The sequence below is a fragment of the Solidesulfovibrio carbinoliphilus subsp. oakridgensis genome (assembly GCF_000177215.2).
In the GTDB taxonomy this organism is placed as follows: domain Bacteria; phylum Desulfobacterota; class Desulfovibrionia; order Desulfovibrionales; family Desulfovibrionaceae; genus Solidesulfovibrio; species Solidesulfovibrio carbinoliphilus.
The window spans coordinates 1954983-1969210 of sequence record NZ_CM001368.1 but is presented as its reverse complement, the minus strand read 5'-3'; the positions used below and the strand labels follow the sequence as shown (position 1 = coordinate 1969210).

Genomic DNA, 14228 nt, shown 5'->3' with positions numbered 1-14228 from the left:
TCCCCCCGCCCGGAGTATGGAAAGCCCGTTGCCGGGGTATCCAGGGGAGAGGGACTCTCGCTCCTGGACGTGGTTTTTTCCCGGCATCCCGGAGTGAGGATCATGCGACACGTTCGAGATTTCATGCAGCACTTTTTCAATCCGCTGCACGTGTATTGCCGGTTGAAGGACATGGGCGTGGCTGCGCCGGCGGCCCATCGGATGACCCGGGCCTACGAGCGCTACCTGTGGCGCTTCATATGGTAGGTTCCCCGCCGCCGAGCAAGGGCAGCTGCCTGGCCTGACGAACGGTGCGGGCCGCCAAGGTCCGTTGCCTGACCCCGCCGAGATCGAGCTCTTCCAGAAAACGCGACCGAGGAAGCGCGAGCCTCTTGCCAAAGAGGTCGCGGCGTTTGGCGTGGGAGAGAAAGAGCCGGGTCTTGGCCCGGGTGAGGCCCACGTAGAAAAGCCGCCGTTCCTCGTCCTCGTCCATCCGGCCGGCCGGATCGCCCGCTGTGCCGCCGGGCGCGCCGGTCAGGGCCGCCGCGCCGGCAAAGGGCAGGATGCCGTCCTCCAGGGCCGGCAGGAAGACGGCCGCGAATTCGAGCCCCTTGGCCGCGTGGAGCGTCATGATCCGGACCTTCTCGGCCAGCCTCCCCACCAGTTCGATCTCCGTCTCCCCGGCCACGTGGTTGAGCAGCCCGGCCCAGCCCTTGTGGGTGTCGTAGGCCCGGCAGAGGTCTCGAAACTGGGGCCCCTGCCAGAAAAGCCGGTCAAAGGGCGGGGAGTCTTGGAGCAAGGCCGCCAGTCCGCGCGGCCCCCGGGCCAGGATTGCATCCGGCAAGGCCGGGAGCGTTGGCCCGTCGGCGTCGCCGGCCTCGCCGAGCGCCGCCGGCAGCCCGAGGTGCCGGCCGGCGGCGGCGAGCAGGAGCCGCACGCGCGGCTCGTTAAAAAAGGCGTCGGCCTCGGGCGCGGCGCACGGAATGCCCCGGCGCTCGAGGCTCTTGCGGATGGCCGGGACGAGGCCGGAAAACCGGACCAGCACGGCCACGTCGCCCGGCGACAGGGTGGCCACGGAAAAATCCCGGGTCAGCGTCAGGGACGTGCCGCCGAGCAGCTCCTGGATCCGCCCGGCCATCCATTCGGCCTCGGCCCCGGCGGTCGGGGCCGCGAAGAGCTCCATCCCGCCGGCCGCCGGCAGGATCGGGCCAAGGCGCGACACCAGGGGGCGGCGGCCCGGAAAGAGCCCGGCCGCCAGATCGAGCACGGGCTGGGCGGACCGGTAGTTCTCGGCCAGGGGAGCCACGGCCAGATCCGGCCACAGGGCGGCGAGCCTTGCCTCGACGCCGCCGGTCGCCCCCCGGAAGCCGTAGATGGACTGGTCCGGGTCGCCGATGGCGAACAGCGCGGCCCGGTCCGGCCCGGCCAGGGCCGCCACAAGGGCCAGCTGCAGAGGCGTCAGGTCCTGGACCTCGTCCACGAGGATATGGGACCAGTCCGGCCGGCTGTCGCCCGACGTCAGCTTCTCCAGCCAGAATTCGAGCAGGTCCGTGAAATCGAGGAGGTTCCAGGCCGCTTTTTGGGCGGCGTACCGGGCGGCGAAGCGGCCGGGGCCGTCGCTTCCGTCCGTGTCCGCTGCCGGTTCCAGGGGCTCCAGGCGTTCGCGGGAAAGATCGAGCGCGCGCCAGGCGGCTTTGAGCCGGGCGCCGGCCAGCCCGGGGTTGGCCAGGGCGAAAAGCCGCCGGGCCGCCTCCTCGGACAGAAGGACCGGCTCGCGGCCGCCGGCCTCGGTCCAGGCAGCCAGGGCCAGGGCGTGGAGGGTGTCGGCCCGGGGCAGGGCGGCCGCTCCGGTTCGGGTGCCGTCGGCCAGGGCGGGGATGTCCCGGGCCAGCCGGTCCCGCAGTTCCCCGGCCGCCCGGCGGGTGAAGGTCACGGCCAGGATCTTGTCGGCCGGGACGCCGGCCTCGAGCAGGGACCGGATCTTGGCGAGCAGGGTATGGGTCTTGCCCGTGCCCGGGCCGGCCACGACCAGGAGGTGGCGGCCGGCGGCCGTGACGGCGGCCTCTTGGGCGGCGTTCAGGTCCGGGCGGGCCGGGGCGGACCGGGGCGTTTGCCCGGCAGGGGGAGGCTCGGGCGGCGCATCGCCGTCGGATGCGGATTCGCGCGGCGTGGCCCCCGTGGAGTTTCCCGCCGGCACGGGTCGAAACCGGCCGGCCTTGATGTCGCGCTTTTCCTCGGCCGAAAAGACCGTGATGCGGCCGTACTCGCCGTCAAAGCCCGGCGTGCGCTCCACCCGGCCCTGGCGCATGCGGGAGACGGCCTCGGCCAGGACGGTGTTGACCTTGGCGAGGTCTTCGGGCGGCGTTTCGCGCAAAATGGTCAGCTCCGCGCCGAAGCGGGCGTAGAGGGCGGCCGTCAGCCGCCGGGCCTTGCCGGTCTTGGGTCCCACCCCCATGATCTCGCCGGCCAGCTCGTCCAGGGGAATAAGCGAGGTGAACCCGGGCATGCCCGGGGGCCTGGCGGGTTCGGTCCGGTCGGCCAGATCCAGGACCCGGTGGAGGACGCCAAGGGTGAGCTGCTTGCCGCAGACCGGACAGATGCCGCCCCGGGCCTTGGCCTCGGCCGGCTCCATGACCACGTGGCAGTCGCGGTGGCCGTCCAGGTGGTATTTGCCCTCTTCCGGGAAAAATTCCACGGTGCCGCAAAAGTCCCGGCCGCCGTTTTCGCCGCGAAGGGCCCGGTGGATGCCCTCGTAGCTGGCCTCGCCGCAAAAAAGGTTGCACTCCCGGCCGAGCTTCTCCCCGGAGTGGGCGTCGGAGTTGGAGATGAGCCGGAACCGGTCCAGGGCCGAAAGGGTCCAGTTCATGTCCGGGTCGGACGACAGGCCTGTCTCCAGGGCGAAGATCTCCTTGGACAGGTCGCCGAAGCACTCCTCCAGGGAATCGAAGCCCGATTTGGAGCCGAAGACGGAAAACCAGGGCGTCCAGATGTGGGCCGGCACGAGAAAGGCGCGCTTGTCCGTTTCGAGCACCAGTTCGAGCAGGTCGCGGCTGTCGAGACCCAGGATCGGCCGGCCGTCGGAAGCCAGGTTGCCGACCTTGGACAGCTTGCGGTTGATGGTCTCGGCCACGTCCAGGGACGGGGCGAAGACCAGGTTGTGGACTTTCCTGACCTTGCCGCCGCGCTTGTAGATGGAGCTTATTTCGGCCGAGAGCATGAACCGGACCCGGCCCTCGGGCCGGAAGTCCGGCAGCCAGGGGATCTCCCGGCCAAGCCCGGCCGGGTCGGCCGTGTCGGCCAGGCGCAAAAGGCCCGTGCCGTCCTCGATCAGGTCGCGGCGCAGGTCGGCCAGCCAGCCCGGATGGGTGAAGTCCCCGGACCCGACCACGGCGAGGCCCTTCAGTTCCCCGAAGGCGGCCAGGTTCCGCGGGGTCAGCCCCTTGCTCGTGGCCCGTGAATAATGGGAGTGGATGTGCAGGTCGGCGAGGTACTGCTTCATGGCCTGATCCCATACAAGGATTGCCACGGTGCGGCAAGGGCGGGGGAAAAGAGCCCGGGCGCGGCGGCGGTCAGGGGCGCTTGACGTCAAAGGCGAAGGCCCAGACCCCCTTGGCGGCGAGGCGCTGGCGCACGGCGCCGCCATCCTCGAAGGCGGCTTCCAGCAGCCGCTCCTCCCGCTGCCGGACATGGGCGAAGAGGACCCAGCCGTGGCCGGCCGCCTTGACGGTCCGGACCGCCTCGTCGAGGGAGGACGGGTCGCCCCGGGTGACGGACAGGGGCGTGAAGCCCGTGAGGCGCGGATCCTGCCGGCCATAGTATTCGAGGAGCGGCACGGCCGCCTGAAAGACGAAGACGGCATCCCCGTCCGCGCGCGCCTGCGCAATCTGGGCGCTGATCGTCTTGAATTCCTGGCGCTCAAACGAGCCGGGGTCGAACACTGCGGCGGCCATGGGCCGGACCAGAAGCGCCAGCACGGCCGCGGCCGGCAGCCATTTGCAGGCCGGGCGGACCCGGCCAAAGCGGGCGCCGAGGGCGACGAGGCCCTCGGCCAGCAGCAGGCAGCAAAGCGGCAGGGTGAAGAGCAGCAACCGTTCGTGCAGGGGAAACCGGCCCGTCATGGACAGGAGCACCGCCGCCGCGATCGGAAGGGTGAGGACGCACCCATAGGCCCGGTCGCGGCGCAGCACGGCCACGGCTCCAACCACGGCCAGGCCGGCCAGAACCGCTCCCTGCCAGGGATGTTGCAGCCCGAAAAAATGGCACAGGACCTGGCTTGCCCGCTCCCCGTACCAGAGGAACGCCGACAGGGACGTGGGAAGGGGGGCCGCAAAGGCCTCCCAGTAGCCGGCCCGCAATTGGGTGGCGCTGGCCGGTCGGGCATAGACGCCGTACATGACCAGAAACGACAGGCCGCCGACAGCCAGGAGGGCCCAGGCCGGACCCTGCCGGTTGTGCGCCGACCGCCTGGCAGCGAGCAACCCGCCGGCCAGCCCGGCCAGCAGGAAGATTGTGGGAAAGCCCAGCCAAGGCGCCAGGGCGAAGAGCACGGCCCAGCCGGCCGGGTGGGGCAGGGGTTCCCCCTCCAAAAAGCGCCTCGCGGCCAGCAGGAAAAGGACCGAGAGCAGGGCCTCGGTGGCGTAGGGCTTGAACTCGGCGGCGTAGTAGACGCCGCCGGAGGAAACGGCCAGCAGGAAGGCGCCGGCCAGCAGGCAGGATCGCGAATGCCGGCGGGCCGACAGCGGCCAGAGGCCAAGCGCCAGGCAGGCGCTGGCGAAGGGGATGGCGCGCAGGGCCGTTTCGGACGTTCCGGCCACGGTCGAGAACATTTTGACCAGTACGAGAAACAACGGCGGCGGCGTCTGCTCATAGGGCAAGGGCAAGGCCAGGAGGGTGGACAGGGGCCGCTCGACGATGGCCAGGGCCAGGAAGGCTTCATCGAGCCACAGGGATCGGTTCCAGAGGAGCTGTTCCGCCCGCAGGGCGCATCCGAAGGCTACAATACAGAGCAGTACAAGCGGATAGGGCGCCAGGAAACCTCGCAAGCCCTCCAGGGAAAAAGGGTTTGCCGGAGAACGGAAGGGGAGGAAGAGAGGACGCTTTTTCATGGCACGGCAACGCTCCGGGTTCCGAGGTAGGCTCCGGTTGCTCCCCGGGCCCTCAAAGAGAGGGCGCATCGTCCTTCCTATGCCGAAACCGGGGAAGCGTGGCAACCAAAAAACCTTTTCCCGGGCAGGGCCGCCTTTCGCGTCGGGCCTGGGTGCCGGGCCGGCGCCCGCCTTCCGGCACGAAAAAAGCCCCCGCCAAACGGCGGGGGCTTCTCTGGCCCGTCCGGGGCAAGGCCCCGGACGGGAAGGGATGCGGATACTTATTTGGCTTTGTCGCCGGAAGCGGCGCCGTGCATCTTGATCTCGACCTTTTCGGTCAGGCCTTCGTAGTACTTGCGCAGGATGACCAGGACCTCTTCGCGGCCGAAGTGATCCGGGATCTCGCCGCCCTCGGACAGCATCTTGCGCAGCTTGGTGCCGGACAGGATGACGCGGTCTTCCTTGGTGTGCGGGCAGGTGCGCAGCGAAGCCATGCCGTCGCACTTGTAGCAGTAGAAGGTCCAGTCGATCTTCAGCGGCTCGCACAGGAGAGCCTTGCCCGGCATGTCGCACTTGCCGTCGGCATAGGGGATCCGGTCGAAGATTTCCTGGGCCTCGAACATGCCGTAGAAGTCGCCGACGCCGGCGTGGTCACGGCCGATGATCATCTTGTTGACGCCGTAGTTCTGGCGGAAGGTGGCGTGCAGCAGACCTTCGCGGGGACCGGCGTAACGCATGTCGAGGGGGTAGCCGCCCTGGACAACGTTCTTGTCGACAAAGTAGTGCTTGACCAGGGTGTCGATGCACTCCACACGGACTTCAGCCGGGATGTCGCCGGGCTTCAGGTTGCCGATCAGGGAGTGGATGATGACGCCGTCGCACACTTCGATGGCGATCTTGCACAGGTACTCGTGGGAGCGGTGCATGGGGTTGCGCAGCTGCAGAGCGGCGACGTTGGCCCAGCCGCGCTCGTCGAAGATGGCGCGGGTCTCGGCCGGACGCAGGTACACGCCCTTGTACTTGGTGGGGTACTCGCCTTCGGACAGGACTTTGACCGGGCCGGCCAGGCACACGGGCTTGCGCTCCATGACCATCTTGACGCCCGGATGGTCGTCAAGAGCGATCTTCCAGAACTTGTCGTCGGCGGAATCGTCGCCGGCGCCCTTGTAGACCAGCTCGCTTTCCCACTTCTTGTCGGCTTCGGTCAGCTCGAACTTCTCGGTGACCTTCATGGTGGCGAAGATTTCGCCCTTGCGCTCAAGGGTGATCTCGTCGCCTTCCTTGATGCCGTTGGCGTCTTCGGGGGTGACCGCCAGCATGACGGGAACCGGCCAGAAGGTGCCGTCGGCCAGCATCATCTTCTCGACGACGCTCTTCCAATCGGCCTTGGTCATGAAGCCTTCCAGGGGCGAGAAGCCGCCGATGCCGAGCATGATCAGGTCGCCCTTTTCCTGGGCGGTGATCTCGACTTTCTTCAGGCCAGCGGCCTTTTTCAGCTCGGCTTCCTTGGCAGCGCCCTCGAGCAGGCGGATGACCAGACCTTTGCCTCCATGCGGCGGAACCAATTTGGACATGTAGCGCCTCCTTACCGGTGATTTTGTTTAACGTTTCCGCGTAAATCGTGGGTGGCCGGATGTTATCCGGAGCCGGCCGTCCCCATGAGTTCGACTCCTATACACCAGGGCCAGGGGAATACCAAGTGAAAAATGTGTCAAACCCTCCGAAAATGGGCACGGAACCCGTGCGGGCAGGCGGTTTTTTCTTCCTCCGGGAACGCCCGAAACCCGCCGCATTGACCTGGACGGCGCCTTCCATTATGTGCCTTGCCGACCCTCTGCCACGTTTCGCCAAAAGGCTTCCCCACACATGGATACTTCGCGCATTCGCAATTTCAGCATCATCGCCCACATCGACCACGGCAAATCGACCCTGGCCGACCGCATCCTCGAGCTCACGGGCCTGATCGCGGCCCGGGACATGCGCGAGCAGTACCTCGACCGCATGGACCTCGAACGCGAACGCGGCATCACCATCAAGGCCCAGACCGTGCGCATCCCCTACAAGGCCGCCGACGGCAGGGACTATATCCTGAACCTCATCGACACCCCGGGCCACGTGGACTTCTCCTACGAGGTCTCGCGGAGCCTGGCCGCCTGCGAGGGCGCGCTCCTGGTCGTGGACGCCACCCAGGGCGTCGAGGCCCAGACCTTGGCCAACGTCTTTCTGGCCCTGGACAACGACCTGGAGATCATCCCGGTCCTCAACAAGATCGACCTGCCGAGCGCCGACCCCGAGGCGGTCAAGGCCGACATCGAGGAGGCCATCGGCATCCCCTGCGCCGACGCGGTGGCGGTCTCGGCCAAAACCGGCGTCAACGTGGACAAGGTCCTCGAACAGATCATCGCCAGGATTCCGCCCCCGCGCGGCACGGCCGAGGCGCCGCTCCAGGCGTTGGTGGTCGATTCCTACTACGACTCCTACCAGGGCGTGGTGGTCCTTTTCCGGGTCATGGAAGGGACGGTCAAACTCGGCCAGCGCATCCGCATGATGTCAAACGGCGTGGAGTTCGAGGTGACGCGGCTGGGGGCCTTTTCCCCGGGGCCGCTCGATTTCCCGTCGTTCGGACCGGGCGAGGCCGGGTTTTTGTGCGCCAACATCAAGACCCTGACCGACGCCCGGGTCGGCGACACCGTGACCGAAGCCGCCAATCCGGCCACCGCACCCCTGCCCGGCTTCAAGGAAGTCAAGCCCATGGTCTTTTGCGGCCTCTATCCGGTGGATTCCGCCGAATACGAGGTCCTCAAATCGGCCCTGGAAAAGCTGGCCTTAAACGACGCGGCCTTCACCTACGAGCCCGAGACCTCCCAGGCCCTGGGGTTCGGCTTCCGCTGCGGGTTCCTCGGGCTCCTGCACATGGAGATCATCCAGGAGCGCCTGGAGCGGGAGTTCGGGGCCACGCTCATCGCCACGGCCCCGTCGGTCATCTACAAGGTGGAGACGACCTCCGGCAAGACGGTGTCCATCGACAACCCGAGCAAGTTGCCGAAGACCCAGGAGATCGCCGCCCTTTACGAGCCCTTTGCCCGGCTTGAGATCCACACCCCCAACGAGTACGTGGGCGCGGTCTTCAAGCTGTGCGAGGAAAAGCGCGGCATCCAGAAGGACGTCCGCTACCTGACCGCCACCCGGGTCATCATCACCTACGAACTGCCCTTTGCCGAGATCGTCTACGACTTCTTCGACCGGCTCAAGTCCGCCACCCGCGGCTATGCGTCGCTCGACTACGAGATCGTGGAGTACCGGGCCTCGGATCTGGTCAAGCTCGACATCATGATCAACGGCGACCCGGTCGACGCCCTGGCCGTCATCGTGCACCGGGACAACGCCTACACCTACGGCCGGGCCCTGGCCCTGCGGCTCAAGCGCGTCATCCCGCGCCAGCTGTTCGAGGTCATCATCCAGGCGGCCATCGGCACCAAGATCATCGCCCGCGAACGCAACTCGCCCATGGGCAAGAACGTCACGGCCAAATGCTATGGCGGCGACATTACGCGCAAGCGCAAGCTTCTGGAAAAGCAGAAGGAAGGCAAGAAGCGCATGAAGCGCATGGGCAACGTCGAACTGCCCCAGGAAGCCTTCCTGGCCGCGCTCAAGGCCGGCGAGGACTAGACCGCCGTTTTGAAATCAACGGGTTGCCAGAAAGGGCTTTCCTGACCCCGGCGGGAAGGTATAAGGGTCCGGAGCGCGGCCAGGCGCGCTGCCTCCCCGCCTGGCCCCACGGCCGGGCCAGGCCATATCCCCATGCGCCGGCGCGCCGCCCCTCCGGTTCCCCTCCCAAACAACAACAAGGAATTGCGACGATGAATCCGAGATGGCAAAAACTGCTGTTGGAATACCTCGAAGCCCTGGCCGTGGCCCTGGTGCTGGCCTTTGTCATCCGCACCTTCGTGGTCCAGGCCTTCAAGATACCCTCCGGCTCCATGCTCGATACGCTCCTTATCGGCGACCACCTGCTGGTCAACAAGTTCCTCTACGGCACCCACATCCCCTTCACCGACAAGGTCGTCCTGCCGCTCGAAGAGCCCAAGGCGGGCGACGTCATCGTCTTCGAGTTCCCGGAAGACACCTCCAAGGACTTCATCAAGCGCATCATCGGCGTGCCCGGCGATGTCGTGGAAATGAAGGACAAGGCCGTCTTCCGCAACGGCGAGAAGCTCACCGAGCCCTACATCAAGCACACCGATCCGGGCATCCAGTCGCGCCGGGACAACTTCGGCCCCATCACCGTGCCCGAAGGCAAGTACTTCGTCATGGGCGACAACCGCGACGAGTCCTACGATTCCCGCTTCTGGGGATTTGTCGACAAGGAAAAGATCCGCGGCAAAGCCTGGATCATCTACTGGTCCTGGGACGGGCCGGCCGACATCCGCTGGAACCGCATCGGCCGCATGGTCAATTAGGAGAGGGGATGCCTCCGGCGGCCGGGAGGGGGTTACCCCCTCCCGGACCCTCCCTGTCCGGGGGCGTCGGCGGCCTTGGCCGTCAAAGCCCGGCCAAGGCCGCCGACACCCCCAAACAGCCAGTTTCCGACAGCGCATTCCCGGCCCATCGACTCTCCGCCAAGCCTACCCGACGTTCCCGCCCAGGGGGTCCGGGGGGGATGATCCCCCCCGGCCGCCGGAGGCCTCTTCGCTCTTCCCCGCTTCCGCGACGACCACCCGATTCCTTCCCGAATTCTTGGCCTCGTACAGGGCCGCGTCCACGCGCTGCATGAGTTCCTCCACGGTCTCGCCGGGGGCAAGCTCGGTAACGCCGAGGCTGATGCTGCCCGCGATGCCGTGGGGGAAGGGGGCGCCGGCCACCAGGGCGCGGAGTTTTTCGGCCAGGACGGCGGCCTGGGCCCGGCCGGTGTGGGGCGCGGCCACCACGAATTCCTCGCCGCCGTAGCGAAAGAGCCAGTCCACGGCCCGGATGGCGGCCTGGACCCGCCTTGTCAGCTCGCGCAGCATGTCGTCGCCGGCGGCGTGGCCGTAGGTGTCATTGACGACTTTGAAGCGGTCGATGTCGAACATGATAACCGAGAGCGGTTCGGCGTAGCGGCCGGTCCGCTTGATCTCGTGCTCCATGACCTGGTTGAACTTCAAGCGGTTGTAGGCCCCGGTCAGCTGGTCGGTGACGGCCAGTTCGGTCAGGGCCTCGTTGGCCCCTTCCAGGCGTTCCCGGTCGGCGCAGATGCGGCGGACCATGGGGCGCAGAATGCAAAGGCCGACGGCCGCGAGCAGGGCGAGCATGCCGACGGTGGTGGCCAGCTCGACCCGGCGCAGGATGGTCAGGCGGCCGACGGCCTGGCGCTGGTATTCCTGGACCACCTTGCCGAGGTCGCGCAGCAGCTCGTCCTGGCCAAAGGCCAGAACGTCGAGGAATTTCGGATCGGACAGGGCGGGGCGGCCGGCGTCGGAGCGGTAAAAGGTCCGGGTGGCGTCCAGGAAAAACCGCATGCGCCGGTCGAGCTCGTAGGGCGGCTTGAAGTAGAGGGCGGCCAGCTCCGGGGAGTGGGCGGCCAGGGAGCCGGGATCGCCGAGGTCGGCCAGCAGGTGGGCGTGGTTGGCTTCGAGGGTGTCCACGGCCCGGGCCAGATGGGCCCGGATGTCGCGCCGGGCTTCCTCGTCATCGGCGGCGGCCAGGAGCAGGCACTGGGCCAGGACGCGCTGGATGAGCAGGCGCTGGGAGCCGTTGATGGCGGTGATGGCGGCCGACCGGTCGATGGTGGCCCCGATATGGCGGAAGACGCCGTAGGACAGGAGGGCCAGGGCGGCCACCAGGCACAGGGCTGCGACATAGCGCAGGGTGAGGCCGCGCTTGTAACGGCCGCTGCGTGCGTCGGCCTGGTCGCGTGCTGGCGGGGGCATGCCTCCAAGCCTAGGCGAGTTGGAGGAAATGTTCAAGGCGGGCCGGGCGCGAGACGGTCTCGCGCCCGGCCCGGGAAGGGGGCTAGAGGTCGCCGATGGCCTGCCGGTAGGCGGCGATTGCCGCCACGGTCACCAGCGGAAAGCCGTGGGCCGCGGCAAAGGCCTCGATCTGCCCGCCCTTGGCCATGGTGCCGTCGGGGTTGGTCAGTTCGCAAAGGACGCCGGCCGGGGCGAAGCCGGCCAGCCGGGCCAGGTCCACCGTGGCCTCGGTGTGGCCCCGGCGGGCCAGCACGCCGCCGGGCTTGGCGATCAAGGGAAAGACGTGGCCGGGCCGAGCCAGGTCGGACGGCTTGGCGCCCGGGGCCGTGGCCGTCTTGACCGTGGTCACGCGGTCGGCGGCCGACACGCCGGTGGTGACGCCTTGGGCCGCCTCGATGGTGACGGTGAAGGCCGTGCCGTTCTTGCAGGTGTTGACTGCCACCATGGGCGGCAGCTCGAGCTCCCGGGCCTTTTCTTCGGTCAGGCACAGGCAGACGATGCCGCTGCATTCGCGGATCAGCATGGCCATCTGGGGGGGCGTGAGGGTTTCGGCCGCGAAGATGAGGTCGCCCTCGTTTTCGCGGTCCTCGTCGTCGGTGACCAGGATGCCCTGGCCCTGGCGCAGGGCCGAGATGGCGTCGGTGACGCTTTTGAACTGGGACTCGGTGCCTGAAAAGGACTGATTCATGGCGCACTCCATGCGTGAGTTGCAAGGCCAGAATCAGGGCGGAAATTGAGACGGCCGCGCGGGTCGCCCATGCGAACCGCCGGCCTCGCGCCGGAACGACCCGGCGGCGGGGAAATGCCGTCTTCTCCTCTTCACTCCGGACTGTGACCGTCGGCCCTGGCCTCGCACCAGGTCTGCTGACCTTTCCGCCGCGCAGGGCCCGTGGAGTGGCCCCGGCGTCGCGCCCACGGAGGAGGCTCCGTCCGGGAGCGGCCGGCTGCGGCCGTCCCTGTGGCGCACGGGCGAAAAGCGCTCGCGGGCTCCCCGGTTTTCCGGGATACCGCCGGTGGGGACTTCCACCCCGCCCTGAGGACAACGGGCGGGTTGTAGCGCCGGCCCGGACGGTTGGCAAGGGGAGCGGGGCGCAAAAAAGCGGCCGGGCCCCGGGCCCGGCCGTTTGGAAAAGACGGGGCCGGGCTACAGGCCGGGCATGCCGGCGGGCCTTTCGGCGGGCAGAAGCCTGGCGGCGAGGGGGCTGCGCATGGTTTGTTCCTTGTGTTGGAAGGTCCGAGGACTAGTTGGTCTTGGCCGTGCCGGCCGGAGCCGCGTCCTTGGCCATGTCCATGCCGCCCATGTCCATGCCCGGCATCGCGCCCTTGCCCATGCCGTGGCCGCCCATCATGCCCTTGCCCATCATCATGCAGCCACCGTCCATGCCCTTGCCGCCCATCATCATGCCCTTGCCCATGTGGCCCATCACGCCCCGGGTGTCGCGGATGGGGGTGCCGGTCTCCTTGGCGTAGCGGATGCGAAAGAGGGTGGCCTGTTCGAAGAGCTGGCCGCGCAGGGTGGCGATGTCGGCGGTGAGCTTTTTCACGGCCGCCGTTTCGTCGGGGTTGGTGGCCAGCTGGGCTTCGAGCTCGGCTTCCCGGGCCGTGATCCTGCCGTGGAGTTCGGCGGTCTTGGCCACGAATTCCTGGTGCAGCAGGTCGGCCTTGGCCGGATCGGCGGCCGGGACGGCCTTGGCGGCCGGCATGGCCATGGCGCCGCCGGCCGGGTGCTGCATGGGGGTCTGGGCCAGGGCCGGAACGGCCAGGGCCAGGGTCAGGGCCAAAATGGCGGGAATACGAATGCTGTTACGCATGGGAGAGCCTCCTGTGGGATTTGCCGGTGAGCATAGCACGGGGCATGCCAGGGGGGAATGGTTGCGGGAAAAAAGAAGTCCGGGCGGCCGGCCCGGAAGGCGGGCTTGGGGAGGCTGCTGCGGCAACACGCTTGAAAGCTGCAGGTTTTAGGGAAAACCTGCAGCGGGCGGGCCGCCTCGGCCGGAAGACGTCCGGCGTGTCGCCGCCGGCGGAAGAGGGCGGCCGGGCAAACCGGTGGCCGGCATCCGGCTAGAATCTATACGGGGAAAGGATGGAATCCGGGCGAATTCCATACATCTGTCGTCAAATTAGCCGGGGCGGTCAGGGCGCCACGGCCCGCACGGCCGGGGGCGCCGCCTCTTCCACGCCGAAGCGGTTCTCGAAGTCCCGGCCGAACCGGCACAGGGCCTCCAGGATGGGGATGATGTCGCATCCGGGCTCGGTCAGGCCGTATTCCACCCGGGGCGGCACCTCGGCGTAGACCGTGCGGGAAATGAGCCCGTCGGCCTCGAGTTCGCGCAGCTGCTGGGTCAGCATCTTCTGGGTGATGATCGGCATGGACCGGCGCAGGGCCGAGAACCGCATGGTGCCGCCGCCGCGCAGGTGCCACAGGATAAGCGGCTTCCACTTGCCGCCGATGACGGCCAGCGACAGCTCCATGCTGCACGAATACTCCTTGCCGCGACAGCGCCTGCGGCCGCATGGCGTCGGGGAATCTCCCATGGCTGGTCCTCCTTGTGGCCGGTAGGCGGCACCCATTGGTATCCAAAAGGGTACTACAGAACTTTTTTGTGCCTACTTGCTTTTCCGGGTATACTGGCAGAATTTGCCCAAAGCGTAAAGCGGAAACCAACTGCGGAAACCATCAAGGAGGCTCCCATGGATCTTTTCGAAGCCCTCCACACCCGGCGCAGCATCCGGGCCTTCACGCCCGAGCCGGTGTCCGAGGCCGATTGCGAGACCGTGCTGCGGGCGGCCATGGCCGCGCCGAGCGCCGGCAACGCCCAACCCTGGCATTTCGTGGTCATCACCGACCGGGCCGTCCTCGACGCCATTCCGGCCATCCACGCCCACGCGGCCATGGTCACGGGCGCGCCCATGGCCATTGCCGTGGCGGCCGAGCTGTCCCTCGAAAAATACCCGGGCTTCGGCTACTGGACGCTCGACTGCTCGGCGGCCGTGGAAAACCTGATGCTGGCCGCCCGGGGCCTTGGCCTCGGCACGGTCTGGTGCGGCATCTACCCCCGGCCCGAGCGCATGGAAGGCCTGGGCAAGCTCTTGCAGTTCCCCGAAGGCGTGACCGCCCACGCCCTGGTGGTCATCGGCCACCCGGCCCAGGAGTTTCGGCGCGTGGACCGGTTCAAACCCGAGCGCATCCACCGCAACGTGTGGTAAGAGGCCGGCC

Annotated in this window: 11 protein-coding genes; 4 read left to right on the top strand and 7 right to left on the bottom strand. The window is 67.9% G+C overall.

All coding sequences use genetic code 11. The features are described 5' to 3' along the window. Positions 1-102: 102 nt before the first annotated feature. Complete coding sequence (locus DFW101_RS19785) at positions 103-246, top strand: hypothetical protein (protein WP_009181098.1); 144 nt, start codon at positions 103-105, stop codon at positions 244-246. On the opposite strand, the gene DFW101_RS08495 is transcribed toward DFW101_RS19785, so the two are convergent. From DFW101_RS08495 to sat, 3 genes are all read right to left on the bottom strand, one after another. Continuing rightward, complete coding sequence (locus DFW101_RS08495; RefSeq protein ID WP_009181097.1) at positions 236-3478, bottom strand: UvrD-helicase domain-containing protein; 3243 nt, start codon at positions 3476-3478, stop codon at positions 236-238. The two genes, DFW101_RS19785 and DFW101_RS08495, sit on opposite strands and share 11 nt — an antisense overlap. Positions 3479-3548: 70 nt before the next feature. Then, positions 3549-5021 (bottom strand): hypothetical protein, encoded by a 1473-nt coding sequence (locus DFW101_RS08490; RefSeq protein WP_232286194.1) that lies wholly within the window; start codon positions 5019-5021, stop codon positions 3549-3551. Between the two features lie 323 nt (positions 5022-5344). Next, positions 5345-6637: a sulfate adenylyltransferase gene (gene sat, locus DFW101_RS08485; RefSeq protein ID WP_009181095.1), complete on the bottom strand. Its 1293-nt coding sequence runs from the start codon at positions 6635-6637 to the stop codon at positions 5345-5347. A gap of 292 nt (positions 6638-6929) precedes the next feature. Between sat and lepA the strand changes: the two genes are divergently transcribed. Together lepA and lepB are read left to right on the top strand one after the other, a co-directional pair. Continuing rightward, positions 6930-8732, top strand: coding sequence for a translation elongation factor 4 (lepA, locus tag DFW101_RS08480; RefSeq protein ID WP_009181094.1), 1803 nt, complete (start codon positions 6930-6932; stop codon positions 8730-8732). A 191-nt stretch (positions 8733-8923) separates the two neighbouring features. After that, positions 8924-9523: a signal peptidase I gene (gene lepB, locus DFW101_RS08475; RefSeq protein ID WP_009181093.1), complete on the top strand. Its 600-nt coding sequence runs from the start codon at positions 8924-8926 to the stop codon at positions 9521-9523. Positions 9524-9688: 165 nt separating this feature from the next. On the opposite strand, the gene DFW101_RS08470 is transcribed toward lepB, so the two are convergent. The 4 genes from DFW101_RS08470 to DFW101_RS08455 all read right to left on the bottom strand — a co-directional run bounded on the left by DFW101_RS08470 (position 9689) and on the right by DFW101_RS08455 (position 13546). Further along, positions 9689-10972 (bottom strand): GGDEF domain-containing protein, encoded by a 1284-nt coding sequence (locus tag DFW101_RS08470; protein WP_009181092.1) that lies wholly within the window; start codon positions 10970-10972, stop codon positions 9689-9691. An 82-nt stretch (positions 10973-11054) separates the two neighbouring features. Continuing rightward, complete coding sequence (gene ribB / locus DFW101_RS08465) at positions 11055-11699, bottom strand: 3,4-dihydroxy-2-butanone-4-phosphate synthase (protein ID WP_009181091.1); 645 nt, start codon at positions 11697-11699, stop codon at positions 11055-11057. A gap of 553 nt (positions 11700-12252) precedes the next feature. Then, positions 12253-12822, bottom strand: coding sequence for a periplasmic heavy metal sensor (locus DFW101_RS08460; protein ID WP_009181090.1), 570 nt, complete (start codon positions 12820-12822; stop codon positions 12253-12255). A gap of 322 nt (positions 12823-13144) precedes the next feature. After that, the gene (locus DFW101_RS08455; protein WP_009181089.1) at positions 13145-13546 is read right to left on the bottom strand and encodes a winged helix-turn-helix transcriptional regulator; all 402 of its coding nucleotides are present in this window, start codon (positions 13544-13546) and stop codon (positions 13145-13147) included. Between the two features lie 156 nt (positions 13547-13702). Between DFW101_RS08455 and DFW101_RS08450 the strand changes: the two genes are divergently transcribed. Then, a complete protein-coding gene (locus DFW101_RS08450; protein WP_009181088.1) occupies positions 13703-14218 on the top strand; it encodes a nitroreductase family protein in 516 nt (171 codons plus the stop codon). The last annotated feature ends 10 nt before the right edge of the window (positions 14219-14228 follow it).

Bases quoted from the DNA above. Each gene is read 5' to 3' on its own strand.
- sat (WP_009181095.1), bottom strand. From the start codon at position 6,637: ATGTCCAAATTGGTTCCGCCGCATGGAGGCAAAGGTCTGGTCATCCGC.
- DFW101_RS08450 (WP_009181088.1), top strand. From the start codon at position 13,703: ATGGATCTTTTCGAAGCCCTCCACACCCGGCGCAGCATCCGGGCCTTC.
- DFW101_RS08470 (WP_009181092.1), bottom strand. From the start codon at position 10,972: ATGCCCCCGCCAGCACGCGACCAGGCCGACGCACGCAGCGGCCGTTAC.
- DFW101_RS08460 (WP_009181090.1), bottom strand. From the start codon at position 12,822: ATGCGTAACAGCATTCGTATTCCCGCCATTTTGGCCCTGACCCTGGCC.
- lepB (WP_009181093.1), top strand. From the start codon at position 8,924: ATGAATCCGAGATGGCAAAAACTGCTGTTGGAATACCTCGAAGCCCTG.
- lepA (WP_009181094.1), top strand. From the start codon at position 6,930: ATGGATACTTCGCGCATTCGCAATTTCAGCATCATCGCCCACATCGAC.
- ribB (WP_009181091.1), bottom strand. From the start codon at position 11,699: ATGAATCAGTCCTTTTCAGGCACCGAGTCCCAGTTCAAAAGCGTCACC.
- DFW101_RS19785 (WP_009181098.1), top strand. From the start codon at position 103: ATGCGACACGTTCGAGATTTCATGCAGCACTTTTTCAATCCGCTGCAC.
- DFW101_RS08455 (WP_009181089.1), bottom strand. From the start codon at position 13,546: ATGGGAGATTCCCCGACGCCATGCGGCCGCAGGCGCTGTCGCGGCAAG.
- DFW101_RS08495 (WP_009181097.1), bottom strand. From the start codon at position 3,478: ATGAAGCAGTACCTCGCCGACCTGCACATCCACTCCCATTATTCACGG.